This window comes from Allokutzneria albata, assembly GCF_900103775.1.
GTDB classification, from domain to species: domain Bacteria; phylum Actinomycetota; class Actinomycetes; order Mycobacteriales; family Pseudonocardiaceae; genus Allokutzneria; species Allokutzneria albata.
In genome coordinates this window covers 5070821-5097684 of the sequence record NZ_LT629701.1, presented here as the reverse complement: position 1 = coordinate 5097684, position 26864 = coordinate 5070821, and the positions used below count along the sequence as shown (strand labels likewise).

The following is a 26864-nucleotide window of genomic DNA, read 5'->3' as shown; positions in this document are numbered from 1 at the left end:
TTGAAGGAGTCCGTGATGGCCGCCCCGGGCAGTTTTGCCGAACGGTTGAACTCGCTGTTTGAGGCCTGTCGCCGCGAGGACGGCAACCCCTACACCTACGAACAGGTCGCAGCTGGTGCCGCAGCGGCAGGCGTGTCGATGTCGGCAAGCTACGTCTGGGGGCTGCGGAAGGGGACCAAGACCAACCCCACCGTGAATCATGTAAAGGCGCTGGCGCACTTCTTCGGTGTTCCCGCCTCGTACTTCTTCGATGATGCGACAACGGACAAAGTGGACGAGCGGCTCGCGACAGCCAAGGCGGAGCGCCAGCGCGCGGACGAGATTCGGCATCGTGCTGAGGAGCTGCTGCAAGGGAGGGGGCGCGGTCAGCTCATGGCCTTGAGGGCTAGCGAGCTCTCCGAAGTGGGTTTTCAGCAGGTCGAAGGGCTACTGGACGTGGTCTACAGATTGGAGAAGGCAGAGGGCGTTCACCCGACTGAGTGAAACGTCCCCAGGTTACGCCGTTGGCCAGTAGCGCGCGCCTCGATCTGAAATCCTCAGCTACCGAGGAGTAACGCGGAGCAGAGGGGGATGATCTATGCGAGAGCGGAAACTGCGACGGCAGTGTCGGCGGTTGCTCAATCAACTCGAGCTGGAACCCCCGCTCGACGTCACCGAACTCTGCAAGCGCCTAAGTGATATACGCGAGCTGCCTATTCGATTGGTCGCGCACCCGCTCAATCCGCGTGTTGCGTTCGGTGCCTGGGTGCGGACCTCGAGAGCTGACTACATCCTCTTTCAGCAAGAAACTTCGCGAGCACATCAGGACCATATCATTCTCCATGAGCTAGGTCACATCCTGGCCGGACATCACAGTAGTGCCCCGTCTGATGTGGAACAACCGTCCGTCGATACCGGCGGTCTTCAGGAACGTTATCCGGACCTCTTGCCAGAGGTAGTTGACGGGGCACTGCGGCGGAACATCTATGACTCGGCAGACGAGTGCGAGGCGGAGACCCTGGCAACCATTCTGCTCGAATGGGCGTCCGTCGTTGACCGTGCCGCCTCGCGGCCTTCATTGTCGCCCGCGACCCGGCGCATGGATACGGTATTGACTGATCGGTTGGGCTGGCTATGAGCGCCGGCATGATCGTCCTCGTGACTACGCAGGGCGCCCTGCTGTTCATGATTCTAAGTTGGAAGATCGTTCAGCTCGCCCGTAACCCGACCAATGTTCCACTGCGTTATGTGATTGTCTGTCTGGCGTGTTCTGCAGCCACTATTCCCCTTGGGATCCTGATCAGGAACACCGATCTGACACAGACAACCGCAGGCTATATGGGCTATCTCCTGCCGCAGCACATCCTGCACTGCACCATGGCGTACTCATTCCAAATGTTCTTCGTCTTCTCGGCACTCGACGGCCGCCGTGCCCGTACGCATGCCTGGTGGCAGCTCGTGCCGTTAGCCGTCGCCGTCATGATTCTGGCTGGCGTCGCCCTGGTAACGCCGGATGTGCCGCCCGAGAACTATCCGGTCGCAAACATCGCCATTTTCTACATCGCCAGCGACGCCTACATGGCCTATCAGCTCTGCTGTGTGATGGTCACGATCCGTCGTTACGCCAACGGTGTGAGCTCCAGGCTCGCACGAGGCCTGCGTATGACCTTGGCGGGGATCGTCCTGATGCTCATCGCCACCATGTGCCTGGCCCTCGAAGTGGTTCTGCACTGGATCGGCCTCGTGACGCCCGATGCGGTCATCGCGTGCTCTCGCTTGGTACAACCGGGAATCGTGATTTTCCTCGTGGGGCTGGTGTATCCGGGCGCGGCGACTCGCCTGGTGACGCTGAGAGTGTGGTGCGGACACCTCGTCTCCTACCACCAGATGCGTCCACTGTGGACTGCCCTGCACCAGGCTTTTCCGCAGGATGCTTTCCGAGTCCCACGCAGCGGATGGCGTGACAGGCTCAGCCTCGTCGGTGTACACCGTCGCTGCTATCGGCGGACCATTGAGTGCCGCGATGGCCTCGTTCGCCTGAGCCCGCTGATTGCGGCGACGCGCACGCAGCCGGGCGGCAGCGCGGCGAACCTGCCGCAACAGGTGGCGGCGGCACTGCGGGCGCACGCAAACAACGCAGAAGGCGCCCCTGTCCCCATCAAGGTCGCCGTTCCCGTCGGAGATGGCTCTCTCGATGCCGACATACGCGAACTCGTCCGCTTGTCCCGTGGGCTACAACAGGTGAACGGAGCATCATGATCAACAATGCCGCGATCATCGGAGGCGGTATCGCCGGGGCCGTGGCTGCCCTGGCGCTACAGAAGGCCGGTATCGAGGCCGTGGTGTACGAGGCGTACCCCACCGGAGCGGACGACGTCGGTGCGTTCTTGACGATCATGCACAACGGTATGGACGCGTTGGCTGCCGTAGATGCGGCGGATCTTGTCGCCGAAGTATCGTCAGCAGCCTGCGGCGTCGAAATCTACAGTGGCAGTGGACAGAAGCTCGGCGAACAACCCTACGATCAGAACGGCTCGACGATCAGTCCGCGGACGCTGCGACGGTCGGAGCTCTACCGCGTCCTGCACGATGAGGTGTCACGCCGGGGCATCCGGGTCGAGCACGGCAAGCGCCTCGTCTCCGCCGCCCCAAGTCGCGGAGATCGTGTGACCGCGACCTTCGCCGACGGCAGCACGAGCGCGGCGGCCGATGTGCTCATCGGAGCGGACGGGATCAAATCGACCACGCGCTCGATCATCGACCCCGCAGCCCCAGCGCCACGCTATACGGGTCTCAACGTAATCTACGGCTACGCCCCTGTATGGCCCGAACTAGAACCAGGCGTCTATCGGTTTTTCCATTCCAAAGCCGCATTCGGCTGTATCACCATCGCCGACCATCCAGCGGATTCTCAGGACCAGACGTGGTGGTTCACCCGCGTCCCCGCACCCGAGCTCACCGCGGACGAACTCGCGTCGATGATGGGCAACGACTGGCGAGAACGTGCCCGGTCATTCTTCACCGAGGACACCACACCAGTGGCCGACATCATCGCCTCAACCTCCGACACCGTCCTGGGCAACAACGTCTACGACCTGCCCTCCACGCCGCGCTGGCACACCCAACACATGGTGCTGGTCGGAGACGCCGCCCACGCCGCATCACCAGCATTGGCGCAGGGCGCCTCGATGGCCTCGGAGGACGCGGTCACACTCGCCCGATGCCTACGGGACTTGCCACGCGAGGACGCTTTCCACGTCTACGAAAGCCTGCGCCGCCCACGCGTCGAACGACTCGTCGCCAGCAGCGCCGAACGCGACGCCTCAAGGATCAGGCCCGCCCGCACACAACCGCAGACCGACACCGACGTAGCGGCCGCAGAACGACGACGCGAAGCAGAACGCGTCTGGCTACTGGACCACCACATCGAGTGGGATGCCCCGGTCACCAATATCACGACACCAGCCGCGCCGTAATGCCATCAAGCCTCTACAGCCACTTCGTGACACAAACGAGTGCCAACCTTCAGGAGGACCGCGCCTTGGCCGAACCGTCACATCCGTCCGAGTTGCGCTATATGGCGTGTTTTCACATCGATCATAGCGGCAATTTCGGCACCAACCCGGAAATACATCGACCCGACTCGCATTCAAGTGCCGAGGTCAGCGCACTACACGTCCCTTACTCCGGCATGGCTGTGACGATCATCGGGGCAGGCAGCAGCGTCGCCGAGGCGACGGAACGCGCACACGATGCGGCCGTGGTCGTGTCGACTCAAATGCGGCAGGGCATGGATTGGCTAGCCGCGTGCCAATCCGCTGGTCTTAGCAGCCCCGACGGGGTGCCTGCCTCCATTCTCGTCAGTCTGGGAGTTGACGAGCTCGGGATCCCTAGCGCAGACGGTCCATAGATTACAGGCCGCCAGCACTAATCGTTGAATATGCGGCGACGGCATGTGGTGTCTGACTGCGATCGATTGGCATATGCTCAGGAGCAGGCCGTTGTGTGTCGGCAACCTGAGTCAGCAACACACGAACAGAGGTAGGCAAGTTATCGCGCTCGGAGGGCGAAATGCCGATAGGTTCCGAAACAGCCACACGGCGGGTCGCTACCCGTTTCTTAATCAACAATACGAGCGGCCAGACATAGAGAGGTATCTACCCTGGTCGACGTGCGCAGCGCCGGCCCTCCAGGGTCGGTGAGGATCGCAACGACCTGATGCGCGAGGTTGTGTTTGCACTCGGCATCGGCTGTGTAGCCGCGCTTGTTTGATGCGGCTGCGGCCTGTGCAAAGATCTCCGCCAGCCTCTCAGCAAGACATGTCTTCAGGGGTACGCGTAAGGGAGGCAATGATCGCAGGGGCTGCGCCGTGACTGTCACAGGAGCGCTCTCGGGGCGGGCGACTGGTGTGCGCTGTGAGGAGCACTGCTTCACACGGCAACAGGTGGAGCAAATCTGGAGCACGGGCACGCGTCGAACCGCACCGAACTGCGTTGAACGGTGGGCATCGGGACCGGTTCTGCCTGCGGTGTAAGGGTTTTCGCTGGTGGGTGTCCTTTGTGGACTAACCTGGCAGTGTGGGGGTCAGGGGTTCGAATCCCCTCAGCTCCACTTTGGAGAAAGAACCCGTCTGATTAGCGATTTACGCTGGTCAGGCGGGTTTCTTGTGTCTGGGTGTTGATCACTCCTTGATCGTGTTGTGGTGACCCTGTTTGCGTTTCTGGAGCGGTCTGCTCCAGGAAGATCGTGGCTTGAGCTTGTTGTGTGGGTGGTTGTGGTGTCCCTCGTGCAATCGGTGTGAGGGGCATGAGTTTGTTATGCGGCAAGGGGACTGGAGAGTCGTCGTTGCGCGGGCTCCGGTGGGGTGGGGTGTGCGGTGATGTTGAGGGTGGCGGTGTCCCAGCGGTGTTGGAGGTCGTTGAGGAGTCGTTGTTCGACTTCGGGTGCGACGTGTGAGTAGACCTCGGTGACGCGGTTGGTGAGGTGGTGGCCGAGGCGTCGGGCTTGTGCGATCTCGGGTGCGCCTGCGGCGATGAGCCAGGTTTTGTGGCTGTGGCGTAGTCCGTGGAAGGTCAGGCCCGGTCTGACGGGGACAGTCCTGACACGCGGTTGCGGCTCGTTCTCATTGCCGTTGACGGCGGGTTTGAGTACGCGGCGGATGAAGGTGCTGCGCCACAGCCAGTTTCCGCTTTCGGCGGTGAAGACAAATTCGTTGTCGTGCCGTTCGAAGTGCTTGCGTAGCAAGGTGGTGAGGAACGGCGGCAGGGTGATCACTCGCGCTGAGGAGGCGGTCTTGGGAGAGCCGAGCCAGCGGGTATGGGCACTTTCGTGCAGGGAGCCGGTACGGGGGTCGATAGTGATGGTGCCGCGGTCGAGGTTGACGTTGTCGCGGTGCAGGCCGGTGAGTTCGCCCCAGCGGCAGCCGGTCCACGCGGCGGTGATGATCAGCAGGCCTGCGGTGTCGCCGCCGAGGGCGGCGGCTTGCTCGGCGATGCGCAGGACTTCGGTGGGGGTGGCCCAGACCTTTTCGGCGGGGACGCGGTGGCTGCGGCGGCCGCGGCGTCGTCGGCGGTGGATGGGGTTGGCTGGGATGAGGCCTTCGTCGACGGCGTCGGTGAGGATCATCGAGAGCAGCTTGATGATGCCGGCGATGGTGGTGTGGGCGTAGCCGAGTTGCCGGAGATCGATGATCCACTTGTTGATGCCGAGCGTGGTGATGGCACCCAGTGGGGTGCTGCCCCAGCGCAGGAGGATGTGGCAGCGCAGGATGCTGCGGTAGTTGTCGATCGTGCGTGGGTCGAGGTCGAGCGCGGTGAACCAGGCGGCGACCCACTCGCCGAGCGTGACCGTGCTCGGTGTTGTGTCAGGTTGGCCGGGGTGAGCGTTGTTGTTGATGCGCGCGGCGCAGGTGTCAGCGGCCAGCTTCGTGGTGAAGCCGGAGATGGAGGCGGTGTGCCCGTCCCCGGTGCGGTAGCGGACGCGACAGGACTGCATGCCGGTCTGTTCTGTCCATGCCATGACGGCCTTCCGAAGTGCGACAGAGCGGTGATGCGTCCGTTGTGCGCCTCCGGCTTCTTGAACGCAAGCCGACCCCGAAGAGTTGTGGTGGCCGGTCAGATCTCCCACGGACGGACCGAGGCCGAACGTCTCGCCGGTGGGCGGGCGGAGCGGTTCACTGACTCGGTCACTGGCACGATCAGGCGAATCACGCTCGTCACCGACAACGGTGGCGCGTTCAAAGTTGGTCGGTTCGCCGCCTCCCGATCCGAGTTGTCGGCATCCACACCCGCCGCACAGGGCCAGGCCAGAATGGTGTCCGGTGTCGTGATCGTTACGTGAGGAGCGCCATGCGGTTGTAGCCCGAGTGGCCCCTTGCGAGAAAGGCGTGGCGGGCGCGACTATCTCTCAGCTTTGCTGGCTGCGTGCTGTGGGGAGCCGCACGGAGTTACGGGGATAGGGGGCGCCGGTGGTACACACCGGTTCTGTTTCGCATGCTCACATGCGATTTTTCACGGTTTTTCTGACGGCTTCGGGTGTGTTTCTCGCTGGCCTCAGCCCGTTCGCGGTGGCCTCGTCACCTGCGAAAACGTCCGCGCCCGCCGAGGTGGTGGACGAAGGCGGTGCCACGGCTGCGGCCAGGAAGTCCGGGCAGCCGGTCCTGGTCGGTTCGAAGACGACCGAGTTTTCCGAGGTCTTCGCCAATCCGAACGGCAGTTTCACTCTGAAGCAGAGCGTGAGCCCAGTTCGAGTGCGGGTGAATGGTTCCTGGCGTCCGATCGACCTCACGCTGACGAAGAGGTCGGACGGCTCGGTCGGACCGGTCGCGGCAGGGCTCGACCTGCGGTTGTCGGGCGGTGGAACGGGGCCGCTCGTGGTCCTCGGGCACGACACGCGAACGGTCGGCCTGGACTGGAGCGCGGCGTTGCCCGCGCCGGTCCTCAGCGGTCCCACCGCCACGTACCGGGATGTGCTTCCCGGAGTCGATCTGGCGGTTCGTGCCGAGGTCGAGGGCTTCCGGCAGATGCTCGTCGTCAAGACTGCGGAAGCGGCGCGGGACCCGCGACTGGAGAAGATCACCTTCGGTTCCCGGGCCGCCGGGGTGCGGGTCGGTGTCGCGCCGGAGAAGGGCAAGGGCAGGACCACGGGCCCCGGTGGCGTGGTGCGCCAGTCCGACGGGCTGGCGGTGACCGACGATGCGGGCAACCTCGTGTTCCGGGGTGACGCGTCGCGGATGTGGGACTCCGCGGGCGGAGCGGAACACCCGGACCGCACGCGCGGGCCGCTCACCGGTGACCGGGACGCGCCGATGGGGGTCGAGGTCGCGGCGCGGTCGATCGCGGTCAAGCCGGACCTGGGCCTGCTGCGGGACCAGGCGACGAGGTTCCCGGTCTTCATCGACCCCGAGTACCACTGGGCGGGCAGGAAGAATCACCACGCCGTCGTGCAGAGCGCGTGGCCGGACGCGCACAACTACGACGTCACCGATGGTCTGCTCGGTGACCTGAAGGCCGGGTATGCCAATGAGAACGGCAGGTGGATGACCTCGCGGTCGTTCGTCGAGCTGGATCTGGCGCCGATGCGTGGGAAGATCATCCACGGGGCCACGTTGCGCTCGAAGGTCGTCCACTCCTACTCCTGTTCCGGAGGTCCTACGCAGCTGTGGGTGACCGGCCCGATCGACTGGGGCACCACGTGGAACGCGCAGCCGAACTGGGCCCGTCACCTGGGCGACATCGGCCGGTCCAACAACGCCGGGCACTGCCCGAGCGACGGTGGTGCGGACATCGTGATCACCTCCACGGTCGCCGACGGGGTCGCGGCGGGGTGGAACAACATCACCTTCGGGCTGCGGGCGGCTGGTGAGGGTGACAAGAACGCCTGGCGCCGCTTCGACCTCAACCCTGTACTGGAGATCACGTACAACACCCGTCCGAACCCGCCGAGCGAGCTGGGCATGGAGGCCGGGCTGATCCCGTGCGCCACCGGAGCCCAGCGGCCCTTCGTGTTCACCAAGACGCCGAGGTTGCGCGCTCGTCTGTCCGATGAGGACGGAGGGATGCTCGACGCTGGTTTCCGGTTGCTCAAGGGGCCGTGGGGACAGCACACGTGGGACGGGACGGAGCACCACACGGGCAACGTCCCCTCCGGTTCTTTCGCCGAGGTCACCGTGCGCCCCGGGCTGATCCAGGAGGATGGGGTCTACAGCTGGCACCTGTGGTCGGGGGACTACGAGGCCAGTTCCTGGTCGCCGGTGTGCGAGTTCACCGTGGACAGCACGCCGCCGAGCACACCCGTAGTGAGTTCGACCGACTATCCGAGTGATCAGCCCAGTGGCGGGCTCGGGCGGCTGGGTACGTTCGAACTCAGTGCCGGGGGAACGCCCGATGTCCAGTACTACAAGTACTCGTTCACCCAGGATGGCACCGATGTCCCGAAGACGCGCGTCGAGGCCGATGGTCTGGGTGGCAAGGCGGTCATCAAGTGGACACCGCGCATGGACGGCCCGCAGATCCTGCGGGTCAAGGGGTACGACCGGGCGCACAACGAGTCGGCCACCTACAGCTACCGGGTGATCGTCAAGCCCGGTAACGGGGTCGCTGACGGGCTGGCCGCGCACTGGCCGCTGGACGGCGACGGTATCGACGAGAGTGGGAAGAACCGGCCGCTGACGGCCGTTGCGGGACCGGCTTTCGGTCCAGGGCACCGCGGGCAGGCGGCGTTGCTGGACGGCACCTCCCACTTCGCTCAGGGGAGTGGAGTGGTCGGCACGGCATCGAGCTTCTCGGTGGCGACGTGGGCGCGGCTCGACCGGGACAACGGCTGGTTCACCGCCCTCAGCCGGGACGGCAGTCAGGCGAGCGGTTTCTACCTCCAGTACTCGCAGGCGGAGAACCGTTGGACGATGTCGATGTTCGACGGCGACACCGCCGGACCCGCGCCTGCCAGGGCGATGTCGAAGAACCCGCCGCAGCTCGGGGTGTGGACCCACCTCGTCGGCACCTACGACGCCGCGACCGGACGGGTCGGGCTGTTCGTCAACGGTGTCCTCGAAGGTGAGGCCACGATCCGGAGCTGGCCGGCTGCCGGGGACTTCGTCGTCGGCGCCGCGAAGTGGCAGGGCAAACGAGTCGACCACTTCCCCGGTGCGCTCGACGATGTCCGGGTGTACGACCGGGTCCTGGTGCCCGCGGAGGCGGCGGTTCTCGCGAACCAACCTGTGGTCCGTGCCCATTACGCGCTGAACGAGGGCTCTGGGAAGTCCACTGTGGACTCAGTTTCCGGTGCTGTGGCCACTGTGAACGGCACCGTGTCCTGGGCTGCCGGCGAGTACACCGCGCTGCGTTTCACCGGCGCCGAGGGCAGCGACGTCACTGCGCCCAAGCCCGCCATCAGAACGGACAGGTCGTTCACCGTCGCTGCCTGGGTCAGGCCTGAAGGGGTCACGAGCGGTGAACGCACGGCGGTTGCGATCGGCGGGAGGTACTCGCCGTTCCGGTTGAGCTATCGCGCGGAGAGCAAGCGGTGGGAGTTCCTGGTCAACTGCGCGCAGGATCGCGAATGCCCCAGCACGGCAGCGAGTCTCGGTGAGGCGAAGCCGGCCACCTGGACCCACCTCACCGCGGTCTACGACGCTGCCGCCAGGCAGATCCGGCTCTACGTGGACGGTCAGTTCGCCACGAAGGCCGACAACGTCGAGTCCGTGGAGTCCTCCGGCGATCTGGTGCTGGGACGTGGGACGCGTGACGGGCGACCGGATTCCTTCTGGATGGGCCTCGTCGACGACGTGAAGGTCCTCTCCGGTGTTCCGAGCCTTGAAGAGATCGGCCAGCTCAAGCTCCGCTCCTGACCTGAAAGGTGCAGCCAAGTGCGCCAGATGTTCTTGCGCGCGGTGGCGATCTCTGTGGGGATCAGCCTCTACGCGTCCACTGTGGTCGCCTTCGCCACCCCGCCGGGGCCTGGCGATGTGCTCGCCAAGCTTCCCGCTCTGCAGAAGGAAAATTCCGTCACCGGGCGCGCGGTCGCGGTGCGACCCTTGCCCCGCAACGAAACCGCGGAGAAGGCGCTGAAGGCGCCTGCTGCGGTCAGTTGGCCGGGTGATGGTGTTGCCGAGGCCGACGTGCCTCCGGGTAAACACGCCAAAGCCGGAGCGCTTCCGGTTGCCGTTGCTCGTGGCGCCGACGCTCCCGCAGGGCAGCAACGGGTGCGGGTTGAGACCTTTGGACAGGACACGGCGGCGCGTGCCGGTGTCGCGGGGACGTTGTTGAAGGTCTCCGACGCGGGCGGTGCCACCGGGAAGAAGGTGTCGGTCCAGCTTGACTACCGTGGCTTCTCCACCGCGCTGGGGGCCAACTACGGATCACGGCTGCGGCTCACCCGGTACCCGGACTGTGTTCTGACCACACCTGAGAAACCCGAGTGCCGAACGAGCACACCGCTTGAGACGAACAATGACTCGGCTCAGCGGAAGGTGACCGCGGAGGTCGCCGTGCCGACGGCAGCCGGAGCTGTTCTCGCTGCGGCAGCGGCACCTTCGGGACAGGGTGGCGACTACAAGGCGACGCCGCTGACCCCGTCGGGCAGGTGGTCCGCCGGTGGCTCCAGCGGTGACTTCAGCTACGCGTATCCGCTGAGGACGCCGCCGGTGCCGGGTGGGGCGCTGAAGTTGTCCCTCGGCTACTCCTCCAGCGTGGTCGACGGTCGCACGAGCGCGACCAACAACCAGGCATCCCCTGTCGGTGACGGATGGGACGTCAACGTCGGCGGCTACATCACGCGGCAGTACAAGTCGTGCGCTGAGGACCTCGGCGGCAACCAGGGGCAGCGCAAGACCGGGGATCTGTGCGTGGCTCCCGGAACCGACAACCTGACGCTCATGCTCGCGGGTGTCGCCACCGAGCTGGTCTACGACTCGGCGGCGAAGTTCTGGCGGCCCAAGCAGGATGACGGCTCGCGGATCGAACGGTTGGCCGGCACCGCGAACGGCGACGTCGACGGGGAACACTGGAAGATCACCGCCACCGACGGCACGCAGTACTTCTTCGGCCTCAACCGCCTTCCCGGCTGGGCCGAGGGCAAACCGACGACCCAGTCCACGTGGACAGTGCCGGTGTTCGGCAATCACGCCGGGGAGACCTGCAACAAGCCTGCCTACGCGGATTCGTGGTGCCAGCGCGCGTGGCAGTGGAACCTGGACTACGTCGTGGACACCCGTGGCAACGTCTCGACCTTCTACTACGACACCGAGACCAACCACTACGGACGCGACCTCAACCCGAAGTCCGGGACGTCCTACGTCCGAGCCGGACGTCTGGCGCGGATCGAGTACGGACTGCGCGTCGAGGACTTCTTCGCCCCCGCACCGGGACGAGTCCGCTTCGACTACGCCGAGCGGTGTCTCCCGGGCGGTGCGATCACCTGCGAACCCGGGCAACTGAACAAGGACACCGCGAAGTCCTGGCCCGACGTGCCGTTCAACCTGCTGTGCGAGGCGAACACGGAGTGCACCGATCGACTGGTCCCGGTGTTCTTCTCCCGCAAACGGCTCGCGAAGATCATCACCGACGTGCGCGACGACGCGCCCGGCGGCACGTGGAGGGACGTCGAGTCGTGGACATTGCGGCACGAGTTCCCAGAAACCGGTGACGGGCTCGAACCTCCGCTGTGGCTGGCCGGTATCACCTACACCGGCCATGTGAATGGCACCGCGAGCCTGCCGGAGTCGATCTTCTCCGGGACCTCGATGCCCAACCGCGTCGACGGCGCTGAGGGATTGGCGCCGATCACCCGGTTCCGGCTGACCGGTCTGCGCAACGAGTCCGGCGGCTACATCGAGGTGAAGTACTCCATCAAGGACTGCCGCCGAGCGGATCGCATGCCGCCCAACGCGGAGTCCAACACCATGCGCTGCTATCCGACGTGGTGGACGCCCGACGGGAATCCCGATCCCGTGCTGGACTGGTTCCACAAGTACGTCGTCACCGACATCACCGAGGACGCCAGGACCGCGGACTCCAGCCTGGTCAAGACCTCCTATCGCTACGGCGACGAGGGGGGCGCGTGGGCCTTCAACGACAATCCGTTGATCAGGCCGGAGCACCGCACGTGGTCGGAGTGGCGTGGCTATCACCGCGTCACCACGGTCAAAGGCGAGCCCGGCACGACTCAGACGGTGACAGAGAACGTCTACCTACGCGGGATGGACGGCGACAAGCAGCCCAACGGGGGAAGCCGCGACGTCTGGCTGACCAACAGCGAAGGCGGGCGCATCGAGGACCACCAAGCCCTCCAAGGCTATGGGTGGGAGACCCTGAACAAGTCGGGCACCAAGGTCCTCAAAGCGGCCCTCAACACGCCGAAGCTGATCGGCCCGACCGCCACCAACGGTGATCACCGCACATTCAAGACAGTGACCGAGACCGAGCAGACTCGGACCTTGTTGGAGGACAACACCTGGCGCCGCACGAAAGTGTTCAAGACCTTCAACGAACACGGGCTCGTGGTGAAGGTGGACGACTCGGGAGACGTGGGCAATCCCAACGACGACACGTGCACCACGACGACGTACGTGCCGAACGCTGCGGCGTGGATGTTCACCTATTCATCCCGTGTCCTCTCCGTGGCGTTGCCCTGCAGTGCGGGCGACGGCAAGCTCACGGACCTCATCAGCGATGAGCGGACGCTGTACGACGGCCAGGCATTCGGTGTGGCGCCGAAACAGGGCCTCGTCACCGAGACACAGCGCTTCAACGAGGGCAGCTACCAGACAGTCTCGCGAACCACCCACGACATCTACGGACGGCCACAGGAGCAGTTCGACGCCGCGGGCAGGAAGACCACGACGGAGTTCGCTCCGAAGACCGGGTTTCCGGTTCGCACGGTCACCACGACGAACCCGTTGGGACACGTCACCAGCAAGACGCTGGAACCGGCTTGGGGACTCCCTGTGGTGGAGACCGGGCCGAACACCGAACGGACCGAGCTGCACTACGACCCTCTCGGACGCCTCACCGCTGCGTGGCTGCCGGGCAGGAAGGCGCCGCAGACACCGAACTTGAAGTTCGCCTACGACTACCGCACCGATGCTCCTACGGTCGTAAGCGCGCAGACACTGACCCACAGCGGCGCATACACAACCGCCTTCGCTTTCTACGACGGACTTCTTCGCGAGAGACAGACGCAGAAGCCGACCGTCGGACTTGAACAACGCTTGGAAGGACGCGTCCTCACCGACACGTTCTACGACTCTCGCGGGCTGGCCGCGAAGACGAACGCGCCCTACTACAACGCCGAAAACCCGAGTCGTACCTTGCTCGGAGTTCTCGACAACTCCATCCCGAACCAAACCGTGACCGAGTTCGACGCACTGGAGCGACCCACGGCTGCGATCTACCGCAAGCTCGCGGTGGAACAGTGGCGCACGACAACGACCTACGGTGGCGACCGGGAACACACCGTTCCGCCCGCTGGTGGCACCGCGACGACTGTTCTCAAGGACACGCAGGACCGGGTTGTCGAGCGGCGTCAGTACAAGGCTCCGACCACCACCGGTGCATACGACGCCACCACCTACCGGTACACGAGGACCGGAAACCTTGAGAGCGTCAAGGACGCGCTCGGCAACACGTGGTCCTACGAGTACGACTCCCTGGGGCGTAAGAAGAAGGACGTCGACCCGGACAAGGGCACGACCACGTTCGTCTACAACACCCTCGACCAGATCGAGTCCTCGACCGACGCGCGCGGCAAGAAGCTGTCTTACAGCTACGACGAACTCGGCCGGAAACGGATGATGTTCGACGGTGAGACGACCGGGCCCAAGCTCGCCGAATGGACCTACGACACCCTGAAGAAGGGACAGCTCACCGGCACGACGCGATATCAGGACGGCCAGGCGTACAAGCAGGAGGTCACCTGGTTCGACGACGCGAACCGGCCCACCGTCAAGAAGATCACCATCCCGGCGACCGAGAAGGCGCTCGGCCAGTCGTACACCTTCCGCATCGGCTACGACGAGAACAGCGGGCTGGTCTCCTCGACCGAGATGCCCGGTGCAGGAGGACTTCCGGCCGAGGCGATCTACCACCAGTACAACGAACTCGGCATGCCGACGCGGACCTACGGCATCCAGACCTACGCCAACGAGCACACCTATTCGCCGTTCGGCGAGACCCTGCGGTTGACGCTGGGGCAGGACGCGAACCGGACATGGGCCACCAACGAGTTCGAGGACGGCACGCGCCGCCTGAAGCTCGCCATGGTCGACCGCAACACCACCGACGCCTCGAAGGTCACCGACCGCACCTACCAGTACGACCCGGCAGGCAACATCAAGCGCATCGCCGACGCACCCGCGGGCGGGCCTGCTGATACCCAGTGCTTCGGGTACGACCACCTGCGCCGCCTCACCCGCGCGTTCACGCCCTCCGACGGCAACTGCACCGCCGAGCCATCTGTCCCGAAACTGGGTGGCACCGCGCCGTACTGGCACGAGTTCACCTATGACGCGGTCGGCAACCGGCTCACCGAGACGAAGCGCTCCGCGCAAGGGGAGGCGCACAAGACCTACACCTATCCCACACCGAAAGCACCGCAACCACATTCCCTGCTCAGCACTTCGGGACAGGAGGAGTTCGCCTACGACGCGGCGGGAAACACCACCTCCCGCAAGGTGGCCGGCACGACGCAGATCCTTCGATGGGACACCGAGGGCCGCGTCGCCAAGATCGAAGAGGCCGGTGACAAGACGACCTCGTACATCTACGACGCCGACGGCTCACGGCTGATCAAGAAGGAACCCGGCACCACAACGCTCTACCTGCCGGGAATGGAACTGCTGCTGGACAACGCGACCAACAAGGTCACCGGCAAGCGCTACTACTCCCACGGCGGCAAAGCCGTCGCCGTCCGTGGCTCCAACGGTGGGGTGTCGTTCCTGCTCGGCGACCACCACGGCACCAGCACAACCTCCGTCGACGCACGCGGGCTCGCCGTCGCGCGACGCTACTTCGACGCCTTCGGTGCACCTCGCGGCGCACAGCCTTCCGCGTGGCCCGACGACAAGGGTTTCGTCGGTGGCACACGAGATGCGTCCGGCCTCACCCACCTCGGCGCTCGGTTGTACGACCCCGCGGTCGGCCGGTTCATCTCCGTCGACCCGATCATGGATCTCACCGATCCGCAGCAGATGCACGGCTACGCCTACGCCAACAACAGCCCGATCACCTTGAGCGACCCCACCGGCCTGCTCGCACAGATGTGCATCGACGACCGCTGCGAGCACACCGTCACCGGCACACCCGACGGCGGCCACTACGAGCGCTTCCCCGACGGCCGCCGCCAGAAGCACGCCCCTCGCCGCCCCGCACCACCAAGGGTTGTGGGCAAGTCGAAGGGGATCATCGTCTGGCACACCGACAGCGACTCCTACGTCAACGGCACCAAGCTGCCCAAGGTTGACACTCCTGACCTCGGCCTCCTGCTGGAGAACATTCGCAAGGTCCAGGCCGACGAAGGCATCAGCTTCGGCTTCGGTGAACCCACGGACGGGGATCTCTACAACGAGCAGAAGACCCTGGAAATCGTTTCCTACGCATGCGTTCGTCTCTGCAAGGGAAAGTTCGAACTCCACCTGCACTACGCCCGAGCCGACTACATCGGTATTGGACTCGACGTCCTCGTAGCAGCGGGTGCCTTTGCGGCAGGTGCCGCGCGACCAGGCCGTTCGAATGGCCAGGTTAATGTCCAGGGAGCGCCCGTTAGTATGTTTCACTACACTAACGAGGCGGGGCAAAAAGGGATCTTGGACAGTGGTCTCCTGTATCCTTCGTTGAAGAGCGTCAACCCGAAAGATGCACGATACGGGGATGGTCAGTATGTGACCGATGTTCAACCTGGAACTAGGACATGTGCACAGTTGTCACGGTGCTTCGTGGGAACTCCGTGGAATGGTGACAGGTTCACGCATTACGTGGAGATCGACGTTCGTGGGCTGAATGTGGTTAGGGGGAGGGATGGAGTGTTCGTGATCCCTGGGGGTGGACCTCTGGATTTGGCCGGTCGCATCATTTCTTCAGGGAAGAACTAGGGGCAATGAAGTATATAAAGGTGCTGTGGAAGCACGATTTCGAGAATGAGCCAGTCCTTATTTATAGTGAGATCGGTGACGATGGTTACGAGTCTCGCAAGGTCGAAGTCTATCGGGATGGTAGACATGACTTTGCTGACGAGGGTGGCTCATCGAGTGGCTCGACCGTTCTCGGGGAGAAGCCAGTACCCGACCTGCAAAGTATTGCCGATCAAGGAGAGTTCTCTCCGGAGCTAATCGATCTTGAAGAATTTGAAAGGGTGTGGTCGCGCGCGCACCGGTGAGCGGCGGCGTATGGATAGCGCTCTGAATTTGTGCAATTTCGTCGGATGTGAGAGTCGAATGTTTGTTGGTCTCGACAGAGCCAGGCGAGTCGCCACAAGCCCGACCTTGAAGTCGACGTTCTGCGTGACCTTGACGGCCTGCTGGACGACATGAGTGGCGAGGGGAACGCGCGGTTCTGGCACTGGTACGCGTCGTCCGGCGACACCTGGGCGCGGGTGCGGGAGTCGGCGGGCCGGACGCTCGCGGAGGATGTGCTTGGTGAACTTTCCGAATGAGCTTGAGGGATGGTTTGAGCGGAGGGAGGGTGAGTTTAACCGTCTAGATATAGCCGTTCGTCTGACTCGCTCGCCAATGGATGGGAGAGATAAGGCGAGCGCCTGGGTTGATTTTGACTCGAGTGCACGTATTGGGCAGATCGTCGTGTGGGATGCCGGCGAGGCGGAACTTCACTGTATTGAAGTAAACGCAGAGCCCGGTCCTCCTGAATATAGGATCCTGCTGCCTGCTGAAGACCTCCATGAGGCGGCTGATTCCGTCGCCGGGTGGTTTACTGGAGGTGTAGATGAGATGGCTTAATCATGTGTTTCGTATCCCATTGGTCCTATGTCGATAGGGCTCGTTCCATCAACCGGTTCGGATTACCCTTGGAGTCGCCCCAGTGGTACTCGTTGACGAAACTGGTGGCAGTGATCCTCGCCCGGGTCGACAGCGACCGCCCCTCTGCCTGCTCGGCATCGTCCAACGGTCTGTCGATCGCCAGGAACTCGTAGTACTGGTACTCGCTCACTATCCACTCGCTTACCCGGGAAGTGTGAAGGGTTCTGCTCGGAAACTCGAGTCGTCTCCCATGTGGAAGAACAGATGCCCCTCGACCGTCTCGTCATCGACAAGAGCCGCCCAGCCCCGTCCACTGACCCGATCGCCCTCGTCGACACCCTCCCAGGTGAACTGGACACCGGGCCGGCCCTCCTGATCGGCAGGGCGGCAGTCCAGCCAATCATGGACTGCGATGAGACCGAACTGGCCGGTCCCGTCTCCGGCGAACTCGATGAAGCCCGGCTCGACCACGTCGATCGCGTCGCGGTCCCAGCCGCTCATCCCTACGATCCGCCACCGACCGGTCAACCGCGCCGCAGACTTCGGAGCACCTCATGCCACAAGACGTCAGAGTAGCCATCGCGTGGTGGATCGGTTCGACGTGCCGCTGTTTGATGGAGCACCGGCGAACCGCCAACACGTCAAGGCCGAGATCGCCGGTCTGAGAAGATGAAGCGGCAGGGCGCTGCCAAAGACTACCCTTGTTGCTGCGGACTGTTGCCCGAAGCTTTAGGTGCTGCCTCACACGGCAACTGGTGGAGCAAAACTGGAGCACGGGCACGCGTTGAACCGCACCGAACTGCGCTGAACAGTAGTCATCGGAACCTGTTCTGCCTGCGGTGCAAGGGTTTTCGCTGACGAGGGTCCTTTGTGGACTAACCTGGCAGTGTGGGGGTCAGGGGTTCGAATCCCCTCAGCTCCACTCCGAGGACGAAACCCGGGGACCAGCATTTTGGCTGGTCCCCGGGTTTTTTCGTGTTGCGGTAGATCGTCCCCTGGCTCGGCCTCCTTGTGTGGATCTCCGAAAGTGGAGGAATTCTGGAGGAGCCGCGCCAGCGCTGGCGTGGTTGTCCGAGTGCTGACGTGCGGCGGCTGTGGTTGACCCGCCGGGCTGTGTGGGGGTCAGGCGGCGTGTAGGTGGGTTGTCGGTTGTGCATTCCACCAACGGCGTTCTAGGGCGCGGAGGAGTCGTTGTTCGAGTTCGGGGGCGACGTGGCTGTGGGTCTCGGTGATGCGGTTGTCGAGGTGGTGGCCGAGGGGTAGGGCTTGGGCGATTTCGGGGATGTTGTCGGCGATGAACCAGGTGTGGGGTCAGGATCGTTGTGCTGGCTGGCTCCGTTGTTCTGGGACTCTCCGACGGTGGGCGGTGGTGATTGCTGTTGCGCTTCGACGGTGAAGGTTCGGGCACGGAAGACTTCGCGGGCCTGGTTGGCCAGGTCATGTTTGCCGTATCGCTCGGCGATTTTGGCGATGTCGTGTCCGAACAGCACGCGCTTCGGGTCGTCTCCGTCGGTGAATGCTTCGGTGGCTAGCGCGCGGATGGCGCTGGTTCCGTTGCCGGTGTGGTGTACCGCTCCGACCAGGGGCACGCTCATTTGTCTGGCTTCGGCTATGCCCGCGTCCTGGTACAGCTGGTCCACCTCGGTGTTGTTCGCGGCGGCGGACAGACGGGCGAGGGTGCTGATCAGCCGCACGGTTTCCTCGATCTGGTTGGGGTTGCGGGATAGCCACCAGACCACGGCGCTTCCGGTGCTGGTGAGCACGTCGTCGGTGAGGTAGGTGCGCATGTTCATCTCGAACCGGCGTTCGTGGTCCCAGACCTGCTCGTGCTTGCGCAGCTCGGCCAGTTTCTGGAGTCGCGTGGCGTCGTCGTCGGGGATGGTCAGGCTGATGTTGTCGGCCCAGACCAGGTACCGGCCTGAGAAGTCGGGGAGTTTCGCGCCGAGTGTGTCCGCGAGGCGGTAGCGGGCGGCGGCGTGATCGTTTGGCTGCTCGTTTGCGAGCTGGTTGCTGGCGCGGGCGAGAACTGCGTTCACCGCCTGACTTTCGGGGTGTCCGTGTGCGACGGCACCTTCCTGCCCGGTCGGTCTCCAGTACACCGTGGCGGAGAACAAGAACCGGTAGTCAGGGACCACACTCGAGAGCGAGACTTCGGGCAGTGGGCTGGATTTCTCGGTCGGCACCGACGCGAACGGTATGGGGCTCTCCACCGGTGTGCGACTGTCGAAGGATCTGTAGCCGTTCTGGCGCGGGTCGTCCTGAGCGTTCAGGCGCACCCCGAGCCAGCTGACCCCGCCGAGCAGCACCACGATCAACAGCAGCCACACTGTTGGCGCCCAGTCTTGGGTGAGGCCGAGCAGCAGCGGCACTGCTACGGCGAGTATGGCCAGGCCGATCAGTAGGGCGCGATGTTCGCGGGTCATGGCGAAACCTCCTCGGGGACGCGGCTGTCGTCGGCTTCGTTCCCGGACAGAGTCAGGTCGATCTTGTTGTGCAGTTGGGTGGCAGTGCGCTGCCGGAGCGCGTGCTCGCTTGGATTGACGGCCTCCTGCGCCCAGTCCCGGTTGATCCCGTAGAGCCGCCCGAGCAAGTCGAGCTCCCCGCCGCAGGCGTCGATGAGTACATCGAGGAGCGCTTCACGACGAGGGTCCTCGGCATGGGTCTGCAACCACAGGTGGACGGTGGCGGCCCAGACCTGTTGGGGTGCTTGGGTCATCGTCTTCCGCCATCCCGCTACAAGCCGGGCGCGGATGGCGCTGTCGGCAATCATGGGGCGAGTTCGGGTCCTGTCGTCGGTCAAGCGTTCCGGATTCGCCGACACGAGGAATGCTCGAACGTTGAGGGACTCGGCGTCGGTCAGCTTCACCAGCAGGCGTCGGAAGAACCTCGTGTCTTGAGCGAGGTCCACTAGCGCCGTGTGTGCCTCCTCGGCGATCTCCAGGTGTCGATGCTTGGTGAGCAGAAGTAGTCGGGTGATCGCCTGGTCGGGGTAGTTCGGTGCCAGTGCTTGGACGCAGACTTCGATCGTCACGCTGGCTACTTCCGTGCTGGTTGTCGTACTGCGTGCCCAGTCGTAGAGGCTTCTGCGGACGACCCATCCGAAGCGCGGGTCCAGGGCTGCACCGGAGAGCACCGCCGCGGCTAGCGATCGCATCCGTTGCTGTGGCTGTTCGGCCCACTGCGCGGCTGCCCCGATGAGATCGTGAGGTCGCGCAGTGCGCAGGGCCTGTGCGGCGAAGCGTTCTGCGAGTCGGCGCCGGTCAGGTTCGGATAGCTGCGGCAGACAGGCGACGCGCCGGATCCAGTGTGCGAGTTGTGGTCGGAGGTCGGGGTAGTCGTCCCAGAAACGGGTCATGACCGTGCTGCTGTAGCCCACTGGCGCGAATCTGACCCGCAGTTCCTGGTCGAGGCTGGCGCCGAGGGAGGTGATCCGTGCGATTAGCCCGGGTCGTTCGAGATGGGGTGTCTCATCGTGTGGATGGGCAAGCACTTCGAGGAGGATGTTCTCTGCCGCCGCGACGGCATCCAGTGGGCCGCGTTCCAGGGTGGCGGTAGCCAGGAACAGGGCCCGTGCACGGCCATCTGTCTGCTTCTCGAACACCCGGGCGACTGTGTGGGTGTGGTCCTCGAAGACCCCGCTGGCTTCTGTCAGCCAGCGGGCGCGATCCGAGCCGGCGTCGGGGGCTTGCGAAGCCTCGATGACGGCCTGGGCGAACACCGCGACGGTGCTCAGGGAGGCGTGAGCAAGGTGACGCTGCCAGTGGCCGGTGTCGAGGACAGTCCTATCCACGACTATCTCTGCCGCTTCGAGGTGCCGGATCAGCACCTTTCGGCGGTCCGGAGCGGCGAGCGTCACTCGCATTGGCTGAAGCTGCGGAACCAACCAATGGCGATGCTCCGCCGGCAGAATGACCACCAGTGCACCATCGTTGCGCTGTACCGCTTCGCGAAGACCAGGCAGTTCACGCTGGTAGCGGTCGAAGAGTTCTCGATCGACGTCGGTGAGGTCTAGTAGCAGCCGGTCTCCTGGTTCGACTTGCACGTCGTTGAGCACAGCTCGGCCGGGATCAGTGGCGGGGGCCACCGGGATCATCCGCAGGGAACTGTGCTGCGATCTCTTGGGGCACAACAACATTTGTGCCGCTGTTGTGCGGCCGGAACCCGGCTCGCCTGCGATCAGCACTGTGGCCGACTCCCCTGCCAACTGCGCCTGTGCTTGAGTGAGACCGGCGGGATCGACGAAGCGCGCACGGAGCCAAGCGATCTGATCGGCTGTGACTGGTTGCGGGCCCACGGGTTTGTGCATCGTGGCCGCGTAGTAGTAGTGATGGACGTGTTGATCTCCGCCGACGTAGTTGGTGTCGTCGTTGAAGTGGTGGCCGACATGTCCCCGTTCGCCAGTGTTGACCGGGCCACTGTTGTCTGCGATCACCAGGTCGTCCTGTTCGGTCACTGCGTCTGCCCGTCCGACTGATCCGCGCGACCCAGCTGACCGTGGTGGTCCCCAGCGACGTAGGTGACGCCGCTGCCGCTGAACTGGTGGCCAACATGGGCATGATCGCCGGTATTCACTGGTCCACTGTTGCCGGTGATCATGTGGCCCGCGACCGAGCCGACGCCGACCTGCCGTCCATCGTGGTAGTCACGGGCCTGTACCGCCGAGCCAGACACGTCGCCTGCGGTGTTGGTGTGGGACGCCATCGGAGGCTCGGTGCGCTTGGTCTCGTCCATGGGCTGCTCCTCGGTGGGTGGGGTGGGGTGGAAGCCGTGAATGAGCAGCTCTCCGGAAGGCCGGGGCACGCGCAAATAGCCGTTGCCCTCGTAGCTCTTCACCGTGACCGGAGCAGGTACGTACAGGCTCGGGTCCTCACCGGTGTATCCGGACAGCACCGCGTCCTCGAACGCTCGCTCGGAGACGATCGCCGCGATGCAGGTGACCGAGCTGGACCGGCTCAGCAGAGCCTTTACGGGCTCGGCGTCGAGGAGCCGATGGGTTTCGACCCGGGGCGTACCGCTGCCATCGCTGATCGCGTTGCGACCAGAGTCGGTGAGTGGCCCGACGTTGACGCTGACACGCATCCGTAGTGGTGGATGTCCAGGTCGAACCGCGTTCTGGAACTCAAGTTCGTCTTGCAGCGCCGCCAGGAATGGGTTGAGCAGGAAGGGCAACACCGTGGCGTCGAAGCCCAGGGTGTAGCCGTCGCCGGTCGTGACTTCGAACCGCACCCGCTCCCACAGATCGCTGAGGCCGCACCGGTTCAACGCCTGCTTGAGCAGCCGGGGAATCACCTCGGTCAGCTCGGCGTGCTCCCGTCCGCGGCGCCCGCTGAAGTCCATTACGTCAACGACCAACAGCGCCCGGTACTGCGGGAGCTCGGCCACGTTGCCATTGTGCTGGCCGACGTTTGTGTTCATCTCTAGATTCCTTCGAATGCGGCGAATCGATGAGGGCGCGGCAAGAATCGCGAAGTCTGAGAGCAACTACTGTCCGCCGCCGGACAGCGCGACTGTGACTCAGGCCACTTTCACTGGGGCAGGTTGAGGACGCCTGCGTGGCGACGCAGCGCATCAAGATCGGCGATGGCCGGCCGCGACTGTGGGGTGAGGGTGCCGTCGCGGCGCAGCACCGCGATCTGTTCCGCCACTGTGCTCCGAGCAAGTCCCAATGCGCCCGCGATCGCCTCCTGCGTCAGAGGAATCCGCTCGCGGTACGGATGGTCCTGGTCGGCGAGCGCCACGAGCTCGGTGAACAACCGCGCGACCCGTCGCAGGGGACTGAAGTGCACCAAGTGCAGGTGGTAGGGCACTGTCTCGGACAGTTTCGAGACCAGGTAGTCCTTCAAGACCGCGTCGGCGGCGTGCTCGGCCAGGAACGCCTGGAATGACTCTGCGGTCACATGGTGGGCGATGCACTGGTCGATCGCCCGAGCCGTCGCGGACCGAACGGTGTTCCGCCCCATGGCGAGTTCACCGAGCAGATCGCCTCTACCACGCAGGGAGATCAACAACTCAGTTCCGTTGGCGTCACCTGCGACCACGGCGATCCTGCCGCGGCCGACTGCGAGCACGAATCCACCGGGATCACCCTGCCGAAGCAGGAAACTCCCTGGTCGGTAGGTGCGGAGCGAGCCATGGGCCAGCAGTGCTTGCCAACGCTGCTCACCGAGCAATACCCGAAAACCCCTGGACGCGATTGGGCCGGCATGGTGATCCACCAGATCTCTGTAGCGGAGCGAGCGCACCCATCGACCCGGTTCAGAGGCACTATCCACCAAACGGACCAATCCCAGGGTGAGCAACCTCCGGCGAAATCTCCGATGACAGGCCGCCCCGGCGCACGCGTCGCGATGGCGTTCAAACCCATACAGAATTGCCCGGTGCGCTCGAGAAAGCCCGCATGAGACGTGTCTGGCGCACGTGGCTCCTGCAGGGTGAACGCGGTTGGCTAAGGTGAGATAGGCCGGTACGCAGGCCGCACTCCGAGCGTCGCGGTAGCCCCAACGCTGACCGACGCGGTGAGGGCAAGGTTCGGTGAATCGCGTACGTCGTTGTCCTGTTGAGGCTGTTGTTGGCTGACCAGCGGGAAGCGTGGGTTCTCGCGGCAGGGGTTCGGTGATGACGTGCAGCAAACACCTCAAGGACACGGCGCGGAATCGCAGCGCCCATTTCGGTCTGACCTACCAGGAAGCACGGCGCGACATCCTGAAGAAGCTCGAGTGGCTCGAGCCGTTTTCCGCACCTACCGATCGTGTGGGACATCGGCCGCTCCGCCTCGAGGAGCCTGCCCAGCGTTGTCGCCCACCGGGCAGCCCTGGGAGCTGTCGAGCTGGCACTGCGCGAATGTCGCATCCTCCAAGGAGCCACTGACCGCGATAAGTGGGGGACCATCGACGGTCACATGGACCTGGACTGGCACCAAGGACCATTTGCTCACGAAGTTGTTCAGGCACTGGTAGCGTTGGCTGAAGACCCCGACGGCGGCTGCGCGATCGACAACGGCGAACTCGCCTCGGGTGTCGGCTCGGGGAGCTGGACTCGGTCTGGATTCATGGAGTCCGAGTGAGATGTCGGCCGTACAGCCCTATCGGAGCGGCCAACAGCCTCGCGCGATGCTGGGCCACCCTCGACGAAGAAGTCGATCACTGAACCAGATCGCCCTTGCGTCAGGACAGCGTCGGCAGAAGAGTGCAACGCTGCAGTCGCAGGAATACGATGGCGCTAGATGGCCATCTAGCGCGAACTGCAATGACACTTCACACGGCAACATGTGGAGCGAAACTGGAGCACAGGCACGCATTGTACCGCATCGGACTGCACTGAACGGCAGTCATCGAAACCGGTTCTGCCTGCGGTGTAAGGGTTTTCGCTGGTGAGAGTCCTTTGTGGACTATCCTGGCAGTGTGGGGGTCAGGGGTTCGAATCCCCTCAGCTCCACTCAGGAGTAGAACGCAAAAGGGCAGGTAATGAGCTTGTGGCTCACTACCTGCCCTTTTGCGCGTCTCGAAATTCCACGTCGATCCCGGCAGGTTTCCTGCACGCCCAGATGGGCGGGTGCCGCGCGAAGTCGATCGTGCTGCTGCTGGACTGCTGTTTCAGCGGAGCGTTCGTATCAGGCATGAAAGCGGCCACCGGAGTGGACGCGAAAGAACAACTGGCCGGTTACGGACGAGCCGTCCTGATGGCCACCGGCAGGACGGAATACGCGTGGGAAGGGAATCGGTTCCTGGAGCTGGAACCGGAGCCCTCCAGATTCACCGAAGCGATCATTCACGGTCTGCGCACGGGCGAAGCGGATCGCGACGGCGACGGCAGAGTGGCTGTCGACGAGCTTTACGAGCATGTCTACGAGCGCCTGCGGGAATCCGGCGTCAAGCAGACGCCGCAGTGGTCGTCGGAACTGGTACATCGCGTGTACCTGGCAAACCGGGCGATTTCGCTACAGTCGGAGCGACCGTCGAAACCCGGGGCCCGACTCTGGCCGTAGCGCCGAGCCCGTCGCGGCCAGGACGCGTTGATCTTGCGCGACATCTCGCTGAAGGACGCGGTCACGGGCAAGGTCGACACGATCTCCGTCGAAACCGCCGTCATCTGCGGAGAATGCTATGGGCTCGGCACTTCCCCGGATTCCATCGTCGAGCGGTGTCCCCATTGTCGTGGAGATGGCACCAATGGCGAGAAGAACTGCAAGACCTGCACAGGGTTCGGGACGTTGATTGAAAATCCCTGTCCGGGCTGCGTCGGCGACGGCCGGGTCGTGTTGCGGAGGAGTATCGCCGTCACGATCCCCGCAGGGATTTCGACCGGTATGCGTATCCGGCTGTCGGAGCAGGGTGAAACCGGTCCTGGTGGCGGGCCGGCCGGTGACGTCTATCTCGAGATCAACGAGCTGCCCGATAACCGTTTCGAACGGCGTGGTGTGGACCTGCACTGCACGACCGCTATCTCAGCCGAGATCGCGCGCACTGGCGGGACCATTGACCTGGACACTTTTGACGGTGTGAAGAAGATCCGGATATCGGGCGGGGTCAAGTCCGGCAAGACGGTCCGTGTCGCCGGGCTCGGATTTCCGCGTCTCCGCGCGTCCGGTGAGGTAGACGGTCGGGGAGACCTGATGATCACCGTGGATGTCCGCGAACGCTAGTACTCCAGCCAGACTTTGTAATCGTGCCTGGGTGCGCGTGCCGTACTCAGACGGCAGTGAAGGGATAAGCCGTAGCGTCCGCTACAAAGGCCGGGGCTGGGAATTGCGCGACGCTCTTCGCCATTTTACACATGCCGTCGCCAAGCTACCCTCGCTGACTTCGTTGCGGCGAGCGACCTCGGCTTCGTAGAGCGCTGCGGTACGCGATGCCCGGTTCTCCGGAGTCATGTCCGCCGACGACACCATGTCGACGAAGCCATGTTGACTGGGAAGGTCAAGTCGGCGCAGCCCCGCCCACCCATCCGCAGAGCCTCTTCACGTTCTGGTTAATCAGCGGCAGCAAGCACGACGATAGGCTATGCGACAGCGCCCCTCCCCCGGGGACGGACACAGCTGTGCCCAATGAACGCGTTCTCATCTTTGACGCTGCCCCACCTACATCATCTGCAGTTGACAGCTTCGTCGAGCCAGCTGTCGGAGTCGTCAACTACGGGGCCGCGATCTTCTCAGCAGCCCTAGTCTTCTACGTTGGAGCAGCGGTTGGCGTAGCCCTGTTCCACCCTGACCAGAAGCGCCGCTCGGATGCTCGCACGGTGCTGAACGCTATCCTTTCTCTGCTCCGAAGGCGCCGGAAATAGAGCAACTCTCTCTCGCCTTCACTGTCGGGCTGCGGAATGCCAGCTGCGGCCACCTCAGCGTCGGCGAAGTTCAGGGATGCGGTCGGGCACGAACCACGCTTCGCCGTATTCATCTCTAGCGCAACCATGCCCGGTAGCCAAACTTTGACTACCGGGCATGGCTTATGCAAGATTGCAACGATTCGCTTCTACGGACGTGCTTGCGGTTACCCTTCCGTCACATGAGACCGTAGATCTTCAGCCCGGCGGTTAGTTACATGGCGCGGATCGGACAGATGAGCTCCTGGCGCCTTGAGTACATCGAGAGGAACAGTGGAACCGTCGGACAAGCGGAGCACCGGAAACGAGAAGGGAACCCATAGTGCAGAGCGCCAACTATCCACTTCTACCGCAACCACCTGATCCGACTCGATACGACGAGATCGAAACCACTCTCTCACTACGAGACCGCCCGGACGCAGCACGACTGCCTCTCTCAGTTTCACCGCAGCAAGCACAACGGCACCGGTAAAGAATATTCCTCCAAGAACCTTCTCGTAGACCGCGCCGTAAACGATCATGGCGAAGCCCACGAAGCCAAAAATCGACAACGGGATGATCATGAACCAGCGCGATCCGGACCGGAGTATGCGCACCACAG

The 26864-nt window shown here is 63.9% G+C and carries 20 protein-coding genes; 11 read left to right on the top strand and 9 right to left on the bottom strand.

Features of this window, described 5'->3' with window-relative positions:
• Window positions 1-15 precede the first annotated feature (15 nt).
• From BLT28_RS22780 to BLT28_RS22765, 4 genes are all read left to right on the top strand, one after another.
• Window positions 16-483 (top strand): helix-turn-helix domain-containing protein, encoded by a 468-nt coding sequence (locus BLT28_RS22780; RefSeq protein WP_030433551.1) that lies wholly within the window; start codon window positions 16-18, stop codon window positions 481-483.
• A 130-nt stretch (window positions 484-613) separates the two neighbouring features.
• Entirely contained in the window at window positions 614-1117 is a 504-nt protein-coding gene (locus tag BLT28_RS22775) for a zinc metalloprotease (RefSeq protein ID WP_231950383.1), read from the top strand.
• Between the two features lie 8 nt (window positions 1118-1125).
• On the top strand, window positions 1126-2238 hold the full coding sequence (locus tag BLT28_RS22770) for an MAB_1171c family putative transporter (protein ID WP_030433550.1): 1113 nt from the start codon (window positions 1126-1128) through the stop codon (window positions 2236-2238).
• The gene (locus BLT28_RS22765; RefSeq protein WP_030433549.1) at window positions 2235-3455 is read left to right on the top strand and encodes an FAD-dependent monooxygenase; all 1221 of its coding nucleotides are present in this window, start codon (window positions 2235-2237) and stop codon (window positions 3453-3455) included. Before BLT28_RS22770 ends, BLT28_RS22765 begins: the two co-directional genes overlap by 4 nt.
• A 1339-nt stretch (window positions 3456-4794) precedes the next feature.
• Here BLT28_RS22765 and BLT28_RS22760 read toward each other — a convergent pair.
• Complete coding sequence (locus BLT28_RS22760) at window positions 4795-5997, bottom strand: tyrosine-type recombinase/integrase (protein WP_063766712.1); 1203 nt, start codon at window positions 5995-5997, stop codon at window positions 4795-4797.
• Window positions 5998-6084: 87 nt separating this feature from the next.
• On the opposite strand from BLT28_RS22760, the gene BLT28_RS22755 reads away from it, so the two are divergent.
• On the top strand, window positions 6085-6318 hold the full coding sequence (locus BLT28_RS22755) for a hypothetical protein (RefSeq protein WP_156051842.1): 234 nt from the start codon (window positions 6085-6087) through the stop codon (window positions 6316-6318).
• Between the two features lie 156 nt (window positions 6319-6474).
• Here BLT28_RS22755 and BLT28_RS40995 read toward each other — a convergent pair whose 3' ends face one another.
• On the bottom strand, window positions 6475-6699 hold the full coding sequence (locus BLT28_RS40995; protein ID WP_162184953.1) for a hypothetical protein: 225 nt from the start codon (window positions 6697-6699) through the stop codon (window positions 6475-6477).
• 13 nt (window positions 6700-6712) lie between these two features.
• Here BLT28_RS40995 and BLT28_RS22750 point away from each other — a divergent pair, with 13 nt between their 5' ends.
• The 4 genes from BLT28_RS22750 (at window position 6713) to BLT28_RS43005 (ending at window position 16924) form a co-directional block, all read left to right on the top strand.
• The gene (locus tag BLT28_RS22750; protein ID WP_162184952.1) at window positions 6713-9826 is read left to right on the top strand and encodes a LamG-like jellyroll fold domain-containing protein; all 3114 of its coding nucleotides are present in this window, start codon (window positions 6713-6715) and stop codon (window positions 9824-9826) included.
• 27 nt (window positions 9827-9853) lie between these two features.
• On the top strand, window positions 9854-16063 hold the full coding sequence (locus tag BLT28_RS22745) for an HYD1 signature containing ADP-ribosyltransferase family protein (protein ID WP_231950881.1): 6210 nt from the start codon (window positions 9854-9856) through the stop codon (window positions 16061-16063).
• A gap of 20 nt (window positions 16064-16083) precedes the next feature.
• A complete protein-coding gene (locus BLT28_RS22740) occupies window positions 16084-16347 on the top strand; it encodes a DUF6881 domain-containing protein (protein ID WP_231950382.1) in 264 nt (87 codons plus the stop codon).
• A gap of 250 nt (window positions 16348-16597) precedes the next feature.
• Window positions 16598-16924, top strand: coding sequence for an immunity protein TriTu family protein (locus BLT28_RS43005; RefSeq protein WP_456318812.1), 327 nt, complete (start codon window positions 16598-16600; stop codon window positions 16922-16924).
• Window positions 16925-16949: 25 nt separating this feature from the next.
• Here BLT28_RS43005 and BLT28_RS22735 read toward each other — a convergent pair whose 3' ends face one another.
• The 6 genes from BLT28_RS22735 to BLT28_RS22710 all read right to left on the bottom strand — a co-directional run bounded on the left by BLT28_RS22735 (window position 16950) and on the right by BLT28_RS22710 (window position 23187).
• Window positions 16950-17135, bottom strand: coding sequence for a hypothetical protein (locus BLT28_RS22735; RefSeq protein ID WP_030433544.1), 186 nt, complete (start codon window positions 17133-17135; stop codon window positions 16950-16952).
• Between the two features lie 11 nt (window positions 17136-17146).
• Window positions 17147-17446 (bottom strand): hypothetical protein, encoded by a 300-nt coding sequence (locus BLT28_RS22730; RefSeq protein WP_043814196.1) that lies wholly within the window; start codon window positions 17444-17446, stop codon window positions 17147-17149.
• A 671-nt stretch (window positions 17447-18117) separates the two neighbouring features.
• Entirely contained in the window at window positions 18118-19368 is a 1251-nt protein-coding gene (locus BLT28_RS22725; RefSeq protein WP_156051840.1) for a hypothetical protein, read from the bottom strand.
• A complete protein-coding gene (locus BLT28_RS22720; RefSeq protein WP_156051838.1) occupies window positions 19365-21398 on the bottom strand; it encodes a hypothetical protein in 2034 nt (677 codons plus the stop codon). Before BLT28_RS22720 ends, BLT28_RS22725 begins: the two co-directional genes overlap by 4 nt.
• Window positions 21395-22360 (bottom strand): hypothetical protein, encoded by a 966-nt coding sequence (locus BLT28_RS22715; RefSeq protein ID WP_052408208.1) that lies wholly within the window; start codon window positions 22358-22360, stop codon window positions 21395-21397. The genes BLT28_RS22720 and BLT28_RS22715 overlap by 4 nt, the downstream gene beginning before the upstream one ends.
• A gap of 110 nt (window positions 22361-22470) precedes the next feature.
• Window positions 22471-23187 (bottom strand): Crp/Fnr family transcriptional regulator, encoded by a 717-nt coding sequence (locus BLT28_RS22710; protein WP_231950381.1) that lies wholly within the window; start codon window positions 23185-23187, stop codon window positions 22471-22473.
• Between the two features lie 1229 nt (window positions 23188-24416).
• On the opposite strand from BLT28_RS22710, the gene BLT28_RS22705 reads away from it, so the two are divergent.
• Both BLT28_RS22705 and BLT28_RS22700 read left to right on the top strand, forming a co-directional pair.
• On the top strand, window positions 24417-24929 hold the full coding sequence (locus BLT28_RS22705) for a caspase family protein (RefSeq protein WP_156051836.1): 513 nt from the start codon (window positions 24417-24419) through the stop codon (window positions 24927-24929).
• Window positions 24930-24962: 33 nt separating this feature from the next.
• A complete protein-coding gene (locus BLT28_RS22700) occupies window positions 24963-25586 on the top strand; it encodes a DnaJ C-terminal domain-containing protein (protein WP_172806531.1) in 624 nt (207 codons plus the stop codon).
• Window positions 25587-26430: 844 nt separating this feature from the next.
• On the opposite strand, the gene BLT28_RS40360 is transcribed toward BLT28_RS22700, so the two are convergent.
• Window positions 26431-26826: a PH domain-containing protein gene (locus BLT28_RS40360; protein WP_162184950.1), complete on the bottom strand. Its 396-nt coding sequence runs from the start codon at window positions 26824-26826 to the stop codon at window positions 26431-26433.
• Window positions 26827-26864: the final 38 nt, after the last annotated feature.

Coding starts and splice junctions, on each gene's coding strand:
- BLT28_RS22780 (WP_030433551.1), top strand. CDS start 16: ATGGCCGCCCCGGGCAGTTTTGCCGAACGGTTGAACTCGCTGTTTGAG.
- BLT28_RS22770 (WP_030433550.1), top strand. CDS start 1,126: ATGATCGTCCTCGTGACTACGCAGGGCGCCCTGCTGTTCATGATTCTA.
- BLT28_RS22765 (WP_030433549.1), top strand. CDS start 2,235: ATGATCAACAATGCCGCGATCATCGGAGGCGGTATCGCCGGGGCCGTG.
- BLT28_RS22760 (WP_063766712.1), bottom strand. CDS start 5,997: ATGGCATGGACAGAACAGACCGGCATGCAGTCCTGTCGCGTCCGCTAC.
- BLT28_RS22745 (WP_231950881.1), top strand. CDS start 9,854: ATGTTCTTGCGCGCGGTGGCGATCTCTGTGGGGATCAGCCTCTACGCG.
- BLT28_RS43005 (WP_456318812.1), top strand. CDS start 16,598: ATGTGCTTGGTGAACTTTCCGAATGAGCTTGAGGGATGGTTTGAGCGG.
- BLT28_RS22730 (WP_043814196.1), bottom strand. CDS start 17,446: ATGAGCGGCTGGGACCGCGACGCGATCGACGTGGTCGAGCCGGGCTTC.
- BLT28_RS22725 (WP_156051840.1), bottom strand. CDS start 19,368: ATGACCCGCGAACATCGCGCCCTACTGATCGGCCTGGCCATACTCGCC.
- BLT28_RS22715 (WP_052408208.1), bottom strand. CDS start 22,360: ATGAACACAAACGTCGGCCAGCACAATGGCAACGTGGCCGAGCTCCCG.
- BLT28_RS40360 (WP_162184950.1), bottom strand. CDS start 26,826: ATGATCATCCCGTTGTCGATTTTTGGCTTCGTGGGCTTCGCCATGATC.